10 protein-coding genes are annotated in these 12,647 nt (G+C 66.3%); 2 read left to right on the forward strand and 8 right to left on the reverse strand.

What is annotated here, in order from left to right:
- Positions 1-4 precede the first annotated feature (4 nt).
- Positions 5-1,459, reverse strand: coding sequence for a sensor domain-containing diguanylate cyclase (locus LPW26_RS12205; protein WP_406677467.1), 1,455 nt, complete (start codon positions 1,457-1,459; stop codon positions 5-7).
- 215 nt (positions 1,460-1,674) lie between these two features.
- On the opposite strand from LPW26_RS12205, the gene LPW26_RS12210 reads away from it, so the two are divergent.
- A complete protein-coding gene (locus tag LPW26_RS12210) occupies positions 1,675-1,938 on the forward strand; it encodes a DUF7662 domain-containing protein (RefSeq protein ID WP_238735523.1) in 264 nt (87 codons plus the stop codon).
- Positions 1,939-2,035: 97 nt separating this feature from the next.
- On the opposite strand, the gene LPW26_RS12215 is transcribed toward LPW26_RS12210, so the two are convergent.
- Positions 2,036-3,736: an outer membrane beta-barrel protein gene (locus tag LPW26_RS12215; protein ID WP_406677469.1), complete on the reverse strand. Its 1,701-nt coding sequence runs from the start codon at positions 3,734-3,736 to the stop codon at positions 2,036-2,038.
- Between the two features lie 224 nt (positions 3,737-3,960).
- Between LPW26_RS12215 and LPW26_RS12220 the strand changes: the two genes are divergently transcribed.
- Entirely contained in the window at positions 3,961-4,974 is a 1,014-nt protein-coding gene (locus LPW26_RS12220; RefSeq protein ID WP_238735527.1) for a KpsF/GutQ family sugar-phosphate isomerase, read from the forward strand.
- 213 nt (positions 4,975-5,187) lie between these two features.
- Here LPW26_RS12220 and LPW26_RS12225 read toward each other — a convergent pair whose 3' ends face one another.
- The 6 genes from LPW26_RS12225 to LPW26_RS12250 all read right to left on the reverse strand — a co-directional run bounded on the left by LPW26_RS12225 (position 5,188) and on the right by LPW26_RS12250 (position 12,570).
- Entirely contained in the window at positions 5,188-5,649 is a 462-nt protein-coding gene (locus tag LPW26_RS12225) for an NfeD family protein (protein WP_238735529.1), read from the reverse strand.
- A 304-nt stretch (positions 5,650-5,953) separates the two neighbouring features.
- Complete coding sequence (locus tag LPW26_RS12230; protein ID WP_238735667.1) at positions 5,954-6,928, reverse strand: SPFH domain-containing protein; 975 nt, start codon at positions 6,926-6,928, stop codon at positions 5,954-5,956.
- 244 nt (positions 6,929-7,172) lie between these two features.
- Positions 7,173-8,210, reverse strand: coding sequence for a ferrochelatase (gene hemH / locus LPW26_RS12235; RefSeq protein ID WP_238735531.1), 1,038 nt, complete (start codon positions 8,208-8,210; stop codon positions 7,173-7,175).
- Between the two features lie 170 nt (positions 8,211-8,380).
- Positions 8,381-9,526: a nickel/cobalt transporter gene (locus LPW26_RS12240; RefSeq protein ID WP_238735534.1), complete on the reverse strand. Its 1,146-nt coding sequence runs from the start codon at positions 9,524-9,526 to the stop codon at positions 8,381-8,383.
- A gap of 176 nt (positions 9,527-9,702) precedes the next feature.
- Complete coding sequence (locus LPW26_RS12245) at positions 9,703-10,335, reverse strand: DUF1007 family protein (RefSeq protein ID WP_238735536.1); 633 nt, start codon at positions 10,333-10,335, stop codon at positions 9,703-9,705.
- Positions 10,336-10,479: 144 nt separating this feature from the next.
- Positions 10,480-12,570, reverse strand: coding sequence for a M3 family metallopeptidase (locus LPW26_RS12250; protein WP_238735539.1), 2,091 nt, complete (start codon positions 12,568-12,570; stop codon positions 10,480-10,482).
- Between the last annotated feature and the right edge of the window lie 77 nt (positions 12,571-12,647).

A 12,647-nucleotide genomic window follows, 5' to 3' on the forward strand; every position in this document is an offset into this window, starting at 1 on the left:
AAGTTCAAGCAACCAGATTGAGGTCGCTGCGGCTGGCAGCGACCACGCAGCGATTGCGGCCGAGATCCTTGGCCGCATAGAGCGCCTTGTCGGCGGCCTCGAACAGCACCGACCAGTGCTGCAACGGCACCGGCGTCATGCTGGCGACGCCGACGCTGACGGTCACGCCGGCCTGGCCCTCCGACCATAGCTCGACCTTGCGGCGGATGGTTTCGGCGACGCCCTGCGACTGCGTCGCATTCATGCCTGGCAGCAGCACGGCGAATTCCTCACCACCGAATCGGGCCGCGCAATCGCTGGCGCGAGCCGCCGAATCGGCGATGCACAGCGCGATACCGACCAGCACCTGATCGCCGGCCTGATGGCCGAAGCTGTCGTTGAACGACTTGAAGTGATCGGCATCGATGATCATCAGTGCGATCGGCGTCTTCGACCGCACCGCGCGGCGCCATTCGCGATCCATCACCAGATCGAACTTGCGGCGGTTGGTCAGCCCGGTCAGGCCATCGGTCGTCGCCAGCTCTTCGAGCCGGCGCTCGGCCTCGGCGCGGCGATTGATCTCGCGGATGAAGAACACCGTGAAGCCGGCGACGATGATGGCGAGCACCAGCAGGATGGCGCCGATCCGCAGCGCCTCATGGCGCCACATCATGAAGACGTCGCTCCACGACCGGCCGACCAGCACCATCAGCGGCCGCGCGCTGTCGGCCCAGACGTACATCCGGGCGATTTTGTCGGTCTTGCCGTGCCCGCTGAACCAGCCGCGGCGCTGGCCCAGCATCTTGCCGATGCCGATGTTGGCCATCACGTTGGAGCCGAGCAGTCCCGGCTCGAACGGCGTCCGCATGATCAGCGTGCCGTCGCGGGCCAGCACCGCGATCACGTCGTGCGGGGCAAGGTGCAGGCGGTTGAACAGATCCTGGAAATAGCTGAAGCGGATCGAGCCGGCGACGACGCCGGCGAAGCTGCCATCGGGCGCCGAAACCCGACGGCTCAGCACCACCGAATAGATGCCGCGATGCTGCGTCGGCCCGCTGATATACAGGCCGAGATCGGGCTGCGCCACATGGGCACGAAAGAAGGCCTCGTCGGAGCGGTTGATCTTGTCGGGGGTCAAGGTCGCCGAATCCAGCCACAGGTCGCCTTTGGTATCGAAAACCCGCATCGGTCCGAAATGCTTCGCCGACACCGAACGATCGAACAGGATCAGGTTGCGGATCTTGGCGTCGACCTGGGCGAGTTCGGGCAGCGCCAGGCCGCTGACGACCGCGCGGAGCGACAGGTCGTACAGCTCGACGTTGCGATTGATGTCGGCGCTGATCGTCGAGGCGAGGTTTTCCTGGGTCTGACGCGACAGCTCCTGGGCACTGCGGCGCATCTCCAGCATGATGCTGCCGCAGACGCCGGAGAAGCCGAGCACCGTCACGATAAACGAAATGATCAGGAGTCGGGCCGACATCCGCCGGCCTTGCCGCATTTCCTGCCTGATCCTGTCGAAGAGCCCGACGCTGCTGTCCATGAACGACGCTAGCCACGCAAAACTTGCGGAGCGTTTAAGTTGCGACCATGACAGAGGCTGCGGTTAACGGCGAATTTCACCGTTCTCCGCAGAGCCTGACCCTGGACTGACCCGCCGCCTGCGAAGCTGCGGGGCGCGAACGAGGACCTGCAGACGTGAGCAAATTCGATCCGCTTCGCGATCACCTGAAGCGTCAGACCGCGACCGAGCTGGTGCTGAGCATCGACGAGATCGAACAGATGCTCGGTTTCGACCTACCGCGGGCGTCGCACCGCGCCTCGTGGTGGGATTCGACCCGGGCGCCTGAAGAAAAGATGCCGCAGCGCGAAGCCTGTCTCGACGCCGGCTACATCGCCACCCGGCTGCCAGACGGTAGCGGCGTGCGGTTCCGCCGGATCAAGGCGCGCCGGCCGTACTGACCCGCAGCCCCGGCGCTCTGCGTCGCCCTCACCCCAGCCCTCTCCCGCAGGCGGGAGAGGGGGCGCGCTGGGCTTGGGGAGAGGTCCTTGATCGAGCTCAGTTCTGCAATCTGACGACGAGCATCACCACGGTGGCGTTGTAGCTGCCGCCGGTGATGTTGGAGTCGAGCTGGTCGCGGCGCAGCGTGCCCTTGACCCAGAGCTGACGGCTCATCTTGTAGATCAGGTTGCCCTCGAGCGAGGTGTAGCGGTCGCTACGGCCCGAGCCCTGGTACTCGTAGGTCGCGTAGGTGAACTTGCCGATCGCGGTCAGCCAGCGGCGGAAGTCGTGGTCGACCTGGGCCGTGTAGGTGCGGGTCAGCACGCCGGAGACCCCGGCCAGCGGTGATTCGTCGATCGACGTGTCGGCGCCGAGCCTGAACCTGGTCAGCGGCGTGACGGTCCAGATCAGCGACGCGCTGGTGAGCAGACCGTCGAGCTTGAGCAGCCGTGGGTCGCTGTAGGTCCGCGACGCCCAGCCGATCGAGGCTTCGCCGGTCAGCAGCCGGGTCAGCTCGAAGCTGGTGCCGCCCTTGAAATAGCCGCCCGAGCTGTCGCGCCGATAGCCGTAGCGGTCGGTCGCGCTCACGTATTGGCGTTCGCTGTACTGGCCTTCGACGAACGGCTTGAGCCACGGCAGAATCTCGTAGCTGACGCGGCCGGTGCCGGCATATTGGTTGAAGTCGCGGTCCGTATTCGGATCGGTGCTGCCGTCGGTGAACACCGATTGCTGGAACCTTCGGCTGTCGACGCCGCCGATCGCGGTGACCTGCAGGCGGTTGAAATTCTGGTCGATGCCGCCGGACACGCCGGTCTGAGTGTAGATCGGGAATTTCTGCAGGCCGAACAGGTTGTTCGGGCTGCCCGGGTTGTCGGTGCCGACGATCACCCGGCCCTGGCCGAGCAACCGCGTATCACGCGAGACATCGAGGCGGCCGTCGATATGGCCGTCGAAATCCGGGCGGTCGAGGACGCGCGGCGCCGAAGTGACGCCGCTGGCGGGCGTATTGAACTCGTGGCCGTAGCCGATGAACGAGCCGCGCAGATCGGCCACCAGCGCATGGCGATCCCAATCCGACGTCACCATCAGCTCCGGCGACACCTTGTAGAAGCCGGAGGCCTGCGGGGTCGCGATGCGGCCCGGGTTGGTGTCGTAGCCACCGTTGAGCTCGATCGCGCCCTTGATCAGGAAGCTGCCGGCATAATCGCCGACCGGGCCGAACGGATCGTCGTCGGCCTTGAGCCGGCGGCGCAGCGGCTGGCCCGGCAGCGTGCCGTTGAAGGCGGCCGAGACCGGCAGCTTGGCGGCGGCCTGCGACGGCGGCAGCGGCCGGGCCGGCGGCGGCGCGGGCGTCACCACCGGCGAGCCCGGACCGATCGATTTCGGCCGCGGCGCGCCGGGCAGAATCTTGGGCTGCTGGCGCTTGCGGCCGAGCGCGTCGTAGCCGGTGTTGGCCGCGCCGAGACTGGGCCGCCGCAGACCGAATTCCGGGGCCGGATCGAGCCGCGGGTTGCGGGTGCCGCGCATATCGTCGGTGTCGGAGGAATCGGCCTGCCCCGGTCGCGGTGGCGGTGGCGTGGACAGGCGCTGCAGCGGGCGATCCTGCGCCGGCACGAAACCGCCGGGTTCCGCTCTGAACAGGTCGCGGGTCAGGCTCTGCGCCTGCGCAGAGCCGGCCGCGCCAGCCAGCGCGCACACGGCTGCGGCCAGCAGCCATGCTGCACGCCGCGGAGAGCCCGTTGCTGACGCCGCCGTCACGACCTGAAAACCCCAACAAAATCAACTTCATACGTCGACAATCCAGCGACGTGGCGCTGATCATCGTTAATGGAGTTAAAACGTTTATGGTTAAGGAGGGGTTGAGAAGCGGCCCTAACGAGCGGTTGAGAACCTTTCCGGATCGGTCCCGGGCGCGTCGCTTCCCGCCCCGCTGCATGCTAGGAAGAGGCCCGGCCGCTTCGGCTCATGCTCTGGGACCTTGCATGGCTCTTTCAAAACCCCGCACCACGAAATCCGCGATGACCGCCCCAGCCCTTGCCGCGATCCCCTCCGCCCTGCGGACGCTGGAGTCGGAAGCTGACGGCGTCACCGCGCTGGCCGCGGCGTTGCGCGGTGAGCTTGGCCCTGCCCTGGTGGCCGCCGTCGAGTTGATCCAGGCCGGCAAGGGCCGCCTGATCATTACCGGCCTCGGCAAGTCCGGCCATATCGGCCGCAAGATCGCCGCCACCTTCGCGTCGACCGGCACGCCGGCGTTTTTCGTCCATGCCTCAGAAGCCAGCCATGGCGACCTCGGCATGATCACCGCCGACGATATCATTCTGGCGATGTCGTGGTCCGGCGAGCAGCCGGAAATGAAGAACCTGATCAGCTACGCGGCGCGCTTCAAGATCGCGCTGATCGCCATGACGTCCAACCCGGGTTCGACGCTGGCGCAGGCCGCCGACATCGCGTTGACGCTGCCGAAGGCGCGCGAGGCCTGCCCGCACAACCTGGCACCGACCACCTCGTCGCTGATGATGCTGGCGCTCGGCGACGCCATCGCGATCGCGCTTTTGGAAAGCCGCGGCTTCACCTCGACCGATTTCAGCGTGCTGCATCCGGGCGGCAAGCTCGGCGCGATGCTGAAATACGCCCGCGACCTGATGCACACCGGCGACGCCATCCCGCTGAAGCCGCTCGGCACCAAGATGTCGGACGCGCTGGTCGAAATGTCCGCGAAAGGTTTCGGCTGCGTCGGCATCGTCGACGCCAATGGCGCAATCGCCGGCATCGTCACCGACGGCGACCTTCGCCGCCACATGCGCCCCGACCTGATGACCGCCACGGTCGACGAGGTCATGACCAAGCGGCCGAAGACGATCAGCCCCGGCCTGCTCGCCGGCGAGACGCTCGAGCTGCTGAACTCCTCGAAGATCACCGCACTGCTGGTCACCGAAGGCAAGAAGCCGGTCGGCATCGTGCATCTCCACGATCTGCTACGCGCCGGGGTGGCGTAGGCCGACCACCAGCACGTCTTCAAGACGAAGGGGATCGTGCTGGTGCCAGATCCGTATGGAGATCCCACAAAATGAAAAGGAGGCAATGCTCCGGCCGATCTCCCTAGGATTTCGACCAGACCGAGCCTCCATTTGTAAAATGGGCAGGTTGGATCGGGACGTCAACTGCTACGCCTGCGCGAGCAAGGGCCGGCAGTCAGCCGCTTAACCTGCTCAAGCCGCCGCGACGATCAAATTCACCCCATCGGCCTGCACGATCTTGACCCGGCTGCCGGCGGGGGCGTCCGGGCCGGTGATGCGCCAGAAGGTGTCGTCGATCCGCACGGTGCCGACGCCGCCCACGATCGGCTTTTCCAAGACAAACTCGCGGCCGACCAGCGCGTCGGTGCGGCGGTTGAGGAATGGATTGGTGGCGCTCGATTCCGCCTCGCCGCCGCGCGCAATCCGACGCCACAGCGGCACCGCGGCGACCGACAGCAGCGCGAACAGCAGCAACTGCGCCTGCCACGACAACAACAGCATGCCCGCCAGTGCGAAGGTCGCGAGCCCAGTCAGCAGAGCCGCAAGGCCGAGCCAGAACAGGAATATCCCCGGCGCCAGCAGCTCCAGCGCCATCAGGATGAAGCCGACGATCAGCCAGTTCCAGGCGCCGAGCGAGATGAAGAGGTCAGTCATGGCCGCACCTTATAGAGGCTCTTAGTGTAGCCCGTCATTGCGAGCGAAGCGAAGCAATCCAGCGCCGTGCACGGGGCTAATGGATTGCTTCGTCGGCTTCGCCTCTCGCAACGACGCGACGAGGTGGTCGGCCCTGCTCGGACACTGCCTATTTCGCCTGCATATCCCCGTCATGGCCGGGCTCGTCTCGGCCATCCGCGCCTTGTCTGCATTGCCGTCAGCAAGGCATGGATGCCCGGCACAAGGCCGGGCATGACGGTGGAGAGGGCTGCTTCACATCGAAAGGCGTCGCCTTTTGCGGGCGTCACGATGTCTTGGTCGTCGGCGGCACCGAGCCGCGGCGGGCGGCGGCCTGGGTGGCGGCGGTTTCGCCGAAGGTGGCCTTGGCGATCTCGCCGATGCCGGCGAGCGAACCCAGCATGCTCATCGCCTCGACCGGCAACATGATGACCTTCTGGTTCGGCGATTCGGCGAGCTGGCCGAACGCCTTGATATACTTGTCGGCGATGAAGTAGTTCAGCGCCGCGACGTCGCCCTTGGAGATCGCCTCGCTGACCATCTGGGTGGCGCGGGCTTCGGCCTCGGCGGAGCGCTCGCGCGCCTCGGCATCGCGGAACGCGGCTTCGCGGCGGCCTTCGGCCTGCAGGATCTGGCCCTGCTTGGCGCCTTCGGCCCGCAGGATCTCGGACTGCCGCGCGCCTTCGGCCTGCAGGATGTCGGCGCGCTTGACGCGCTCGGCCTTCATCTGCCGGCCCATCGCCTCGACCAGATCGGCCGGCGGCACGATGTCCTTGATCTCGATGCGGTTGACCTTGACGCCCCACGGCGACACCGCGGCGTCAACCACGCGCAGCAGCCGCTCATTGATCTCGTCGCGATGCGACAGCACCTGATCGAGATCCATCGAGCCCATCACCGAACGGATGTTGGTCATCGTCAGCACGATGATGCCCTGCTCCAGATTGGAAACCTCGTAGCTCGCTTTGGCGGCGTCGAACACCTGGAAGAACGCGACGCCGTCGGCCGTGACGCTGGCATTGTCCTTGGTGATGACTTCCTGCTGCGGAATCTCGAGCACCTGCTCCATCACGTTCATCTTGCGGCCGACGCGATCGAAATACGGGATGATCAGATTGAGGCCCGGCGACAGCGTGCGGGTGAATTTGCCGAACCGCTCGATGGTCCAGTTATAGCCCTGCGGCACGGTCTTGACGCCGGCGAACAGCGTCAGGATCACCAGCAGCACGAGGACGATGGAAAAGATATCGAAGCCCGACAGATTGTACATGCAACGTCTCCTCCGGCGGCGTGTCCGCACCGGGCCACCCAGCGGCCACGACGATGCGTTCGCATGGCCGGCGCAACCGCATCATGGGTCGCTTGATTGTGATGTAAGGTTCGAGCCCGGCGAAAGCGAGCACAATCGCGGCGGCCTCGTGCCGCAAGCGCGCGACCGGCAGCCTGCTACAGCGGTCCTGCTACAGCCCGGCTTGCTACAGCCAAGCTTGCCACAGCCAGCCTTGCTACAGCCAGCCTTGCAGTTCGCGCAGCACCAGTTCGCGCAGCACCGAGATGCCGTCGTCGCTGTCGTTGAGGCACGGGATCGCGGAGAATTCCTCGCCGCCATTATGCAGGAAGATCTCGCAGTTCTCCTGCGCGATTTCTTCCAGTGTCTCGAGGCAGTCGGCAGCGAAGCCCGGCATCACCACCGCGATCCTGCGCACGCCGTCCTTGGCGAGCTTCTCGATGGTCTTGTCGGTGTAGGGCTGCAGCCACTCATTGAAGCCGAAGCGCGACTGGAAGGTCAGCAGCAGCTTCTTGTCGTCGAGGCCCATCCGCTCCCGCAGCGCGTCCACGGTCGCGACGCACTGCTTCTGATAGGGATCGCCCTTTTCGATATAGGACTGCGGCATGCCGTGAAACGAGGCCACGATCAGTTCCGGCTCAAACGACAGCGTCGCCAGATGCGCATTGATCGAGTTCGCCAGCGCGTCGATGTAGGTTTCGTCGCGATAGTAAGGCGGCGTCACCCGCAGCGTCGGCTGGGCGCGCAATTCGCGCAGCACGCGAAACGCCTGATCGCACACCGTGGCCGAGGTCGCCGCCGAATATTGTGGATAGAGCGGCACCACGAGGATCCGGGAACAGCCTTGGGCGACCAAGGCCTCGATCCGCGATTTCATCGACGGATTGCCGTAGCGCATCGCCCAGTCGACCACGAGATGGCTGCGACCACTCATCGTGGCGGCGAGCTTCTCGGCCTGCGCGCGGGTGATGGTCTTGAGCGGCGATTCGTTCTTCTCGGTGTTCCAGATCTTCTGATAGTCCTTGGCCTTGCGGGCCGGACGCGTGTTCAGAATGATGCCGTTGAGCGCCAGCTTCCAGAAGATCCCCTGATTTTCGATCACGCGCGGATCCGACAGGAACTCGCGCAGATAGACCCGCACGCCCTTGGTGTCGCAAGTATCCGGTGTGCCGAGATTGACCAGCAGCACGCCGACGCGCTCGGGCACAGGTGCCGGAGCGGGCGCGGGGCCGTGGAGGGGAACAATCACCGTCATGATGTCGATTGGCTTCGCGCTTTGGCCGATTGTTGTCAAGACGACGCGATGTCTGCTCATGGCCGGCCACCGTCCCTTGAGTGAGAGTTTGTAGCTAGGAAGCGATCCGCCGAGGGCAACAGCTTCGCGCGCCGCAACTGCACATTTGCTCTAAATTGCGGCCGCACTGGTTAAAGACAGGTCACGCGCTCGGCCGCGACATAGCCCAGTAAAAGCCCGATGCCGAACAGCAGCACCAGCCCCGCGGCACCGAACTCGATGCCGCGCATCAGCAGCGCGCCGCCGCCGGCCTGACCGGCCGACAGCCGCCGCGCCAGCCCCTTGGCCGACACCGCGATGCTGGCAATGGTCGCCACCGTGATGGCGGTGCCGAGCCCCATCATAAAGGTGGCGGCGACGCCGGCCCAGAACAGCCCCTGCGCCAGGGCGAATACCAGCACCAGGATGGCGCCCGAGCACGGCCGGATCCCGACCGTCAGCACCGCGCCGAGCCCGCGCCGCCAGCCACCGGGGCCGGCGAGTTCCGCCGGCTCGGGGCCGTGCGAGTGCCCGCAATGGTCGCAGGACTCGCCATGGGCATGGTCGTGGTGGTGATCGTGGTGAGCGTGATCATGCCCGTGATGATGGTCGTGCCCGGCGTGGGCCTGCAGCGCGTGGCTGTGGCCTTGATCATGGGCATGGTCGTGATGGGCGTGATCGTGCGCGTGGCCGGCATGCGCCATGGCGGGCGCCGGGGTCAGCGCCAGGCCGGGCCGCCGCGACGCGCCCTGCAGCGCGCGAAAAAAGCCGCCGCCCTTGCTCCAGACCAGCCGCAGGCCGAACGCCGCGATCAGGCCGTAGCTGGCGATCTCGATGACGCGCTCGGCGCTGCACATCGTCTTCGCCGTGGCGTTGAGCAGCCAGGCGCAGATTCCGACGATCAGCACCGCGACCAGCGCCTGCAGCATCGCCGACACGAACGACAGCACGATGCCGCGCCGCGCCGTTTCCTCGTTGGCGATCATGTAGGACGAGATCACCGCCTTGCCGTGGCCGGGGCCGGCGGCGTGGAAGATGCCGTAGGCGAACGAGATGCCGAGCAGCGTCCAGACCGCGGTGCCATCGGCCTTGGCGGCGCGGATCGTCGCCGACATCTGCTTGTAGAACGCCGACTGCTGCGCCAGCAGCCAGCCGATGATCCCGCCGGCCTGCGGTTCCGCGGCCGCCTTCGGGGCGCCGAACGGGTTCTGGGCAAGGGCAGAATGCAGCGCGGCGTCGGCGAGGACGCCTGCGGCGAGCAACGCGAGGCCCAGAAGCGCCAGGGTCCGGAACGACAACCCCTCCCCGTCATTGCGAGGAACACCCGGATCAGCGCGACGCGCTGTCCGGGCACAGGCTCCGCGACGAAGCAATCCAGCGCCGGGCGCGCAGCCCGTGGATTGCTTCGCTGCGCTCGCAATGACGGCGGTGGACGGCTGCGGACTGAAGCGCGCGCCGGCTTCGTTCATTCGTTTCACGGACACTTCACCTCGATCTTGTTGGCGAACATCGCCCCGTAGTTCGAATTGTCCCCGCTGAGGAAATTATCCTCGGACATCCGCTGCGCGGTCGCGCTGCCGTCGGTCGGGCGCTGGAAGTGGATCGCGCAACCCGCCGGCGCCCCGGCGAGCTTGACCGGGTCCTTGTCGGCGAAGGTGAAGTCGATGAAGTAGGTCGGATCGAACACTTCGACGGCGAGTTCGGGACTCTTCACCGGGGCCTTGAGCGGCAGGAAGAAGTGCAGCGTCAGCACGCCGTCGGTGTGGGACAGATAGTAGTCGACTGGCTCGCCGAACTTCTGCTTCTTGCCCGCCACCTTGGCGAAGGTGAAGTAGGCGAACTCCTTCAGCGACTCGACATTGGTCTGCGCCAGCGGCGCCAGATCCTCGCGGGTGTAGACGCCCTTCTGTTTGGTCTCGATGCCCTGCAGCGCGTAGGTCGAGAACATGTCGTCGAACGCCCAGGCGTGCCGCACCCCGGTGAACGCGCCGTCCGGCCCATACACCAGTTCGCTGGTCGCGGTGATCCAGACATGCGGATGGGCGTGCGCGGTGGCGATGCCGGCGGAGAGCGTGAAGCCACCCACAATCAGCAGCCACTTCGTCATTGCGAGGAGCGAAGCGACGAAGCAATCCAGCGCGGTGCCCGAAGCCGGATTGCTTCGCGGAGCCTGTGCCCGGACGGCGCGGAGCGCCGATCCGGGTGCTCGCAATGACGGTGTCGAGAGCGGAGCGGACAGCACAGCCATCGTCTACGCAGCCTCCGGCGTCTCGAGCAGGCCGCGGCGGCGCAGCAGCGCGTCGGGCTCCGGCGCGCGGCCGCGGAACGCGATGTAGGCCTCCTCGGGGTCGCGCGAACCACCGGACGCGTAGATGTCGTCGCGCAGCCTTTTGGCGACCTTCGGATCGAAGATGTCGCCCGCCTCCTCGAAGGCGCCGAACGCGTCGGCGTCCATCACTTCGCTCCACATGTAGCTGTAGTAGCCCGAGGCGTAGTGATCACCGGAGAAGATATGGCCGAACTGGGTCGGCCGGTGCCGCATCGCGATCTCTTCCGGCATCCCGATCTTTTCGAGCTCGCGCTGTTCGAAGGCACGGACCTCGCCGACATTCGCGGCCGGCTGGGTGTGGAATTCGAGATCGAGCAGCGCCGAGGAGACGAACTCCACCGTGGCAAAGCCCTGGTTGAACTTTCGCGCGGCGATGAAGCGCTTCAGAAGATCGTCGGGCAGCGGCTCGCCGGTCTGGTAGTGGCGGGCGAAGCGCTGCAGCACCTGCGGCTGCTCCTGCCAGTGCTCGTAGAGCTGTGACGGCAGCTCGACGAAGTCGGTGAACACGCTGGTGCCCGACAGCGACGGATAGGTCACGTCCGACAGCATGCCGTGCAGGCCGTGGCCGAACTCATGGAACAGCGTGCGGGCGTCGTCGGGCGACAGCAGCGACGGCTCGTCGCCCGAGCCCTTGGCGAAGTTGCAGACGTTGATGATCAGCGGCGAGACATTGCCGTCGAGCTTCTGCTGATCGCGCAGCGAGGTCATCCACGCGCCGGAGCGCTTCGACGGCCGGGCGTAGTAATCACCGTAGAACAGGCCGCGATGGCTGCCATCGGCATCCTTGACCTCCCAGACCCGGACGTCCGGGTGCCACACCGGCACGTCCTTGCGCTCTTCGAAGCTGACGCCGAACAGCCGGGTCGCGGTGTCGAAGGATGCGGCGATCATGTTGTCGAGCGACAGATACGGCTTGATCGCGGCGTCGTCGAAATTAGCGCGGCGCTGCCGCAGCTTCTCGGCGTAGTAGCGCCAGTCCCACGGCGCCAGCTTGAAGTTGCCGCCCTCCTCGGTGACCAGCTCCTGCAGTGCGTCGCGGTCGGCGAGCGCGCGGGCCCGCGCCGGCTTCCACACCCGCTCGAGCAGGCCGCGGACGGCCTCGGGCGTCTTGGCCATCGAATCGGCGAGCCGATAGGCCGCGAAGGTCGGATAGCCGAGCAGCTTGGCGCTCTCCTCGCGCAGGCTGAGGATCTCGCCGATCAGCGCGTTGTTGTCGTTGGCGTTGCCGTTGTCGCCGCGCGCGATGAAGGCGCGGTACACCTTCTCGCGCAAATCGCGGCGGCTCGACATCTTCAGGAACGGCTCGACCGACGAGCGCGACAGCGTGATCACCGCCTTGCCGGGCAGGCCGCGTTCGTCCGCCGCAGCCTTGGCGGCGGTGACGAAGCTCGCCGGCAGGCCTTCGGTGTCGCCCTCGCCGAGCTCCATGATCCACTCCTGCTCGTCGCCGAGCAGATGATGGCTGAAGCTGGTGCCGAGCTGCGCCAGGCGCTCGTTGATCTCGGCCATGCGCGCCTTGGCGGTGTCGTCGAGGCCGGCGCCGGAGCGGTGGAAGCGCGTGTAGGTGCGCTCCAGCAGCCGCAGCTGCTCGGACGTGAGGTTGAGCTCGGCGCGCTTGTCGTGCAGCGCCGCGATGCGGCCGAACAGCACGGCGTTCATCATGATCGGATTCCAGTGCCGCGCCATCCGCAGCGACACGTCCTTGTCGATCTCCAGCAGCGCCGGATTGGAGTGCGCCGACACCAGGTCGTAGAACACGCCCGCCACCTTGTTCAGCAGCTTGCCGGAGCGCTCCAGCGCCGTGACGGTGTTGTCGAAGTCCGGCTCGGACGGATCGTGGGTGATGGCGGCGATCTCGGCCGCATGATCCGCGAAGGCCTGTTCGAACGCCGGCATGAAATGCTCCAGCGCGATATCCGTGAATGGCGGCGTTTCGAATGGCGTGGTCCAGGCATCGAGCAGCGGATTGTCCGCGCGCGGGGCTGCGGCAATCGGTCCGGAGCGATCAGACATCAAGAAATCCTGCGTTGGCGTCGCGACTTGCGAACATATAGCACCCGGTGGGGCTTTTTTGCGCCATCCGGCTCGGA

It is taken from the genome of Rhodopseudomonas infernalis, from assembly GCF_022271405.1.
Taxonomy (GTDB): Bacteria; Pseudomonadota; Alphaproteobacteria; order Rhizobiales; family Xanthobacteraceae; genus Rhodopseudomonas; species Rhodopseudomonas infernalis.

Bases quoted from the DNA above. Each gene is read 5' to 3' on its own strand.
- LPW26_RS12205 (WP_406677467.1), bottom strand. From the start codon at position 1,459: ATGTCGGCCCGACTCCTGATCATTTCGTTTATCGTGACGGTGCTCGGC.
- LPW26_RS12220 (WP_238735527.1), top strand. From the start codon at position 3,961: ATGGCTCTTTCAAAACCCCGCACCACGAAATCCGCGATGACCGCCCCA.
- LPW26_RS12225 (WP_238735529.1), bottom strand. From the start codon at position 5,649: ATGACTGACCTCTTCATCTCGCTCGGCGCCTGGAACTGGCTGATCGTC.
- hemH (WP_238735531.1), bottom strand. From the start codon at position 8,210: ATGACGGTGATTGTTCCCCTCCACGGCCCCGCGCCCGCTCCGGCACCT.
- LPW26_RS12245 (WP_238735536.1), bottom strand. From the start codon at position 10,335: ATGACGAAGTGGCTGCTGATTGTGGGTGGCTTCACGCTCTCCGCCGGC.
- LPW26_RS12250 (WP_238735539.1), bottom strand. From the start codon at position 12,570: ATGTCTGATCGCTCCGGACCGATTGCCGCAGCCCCGCGCGCGGACAAT.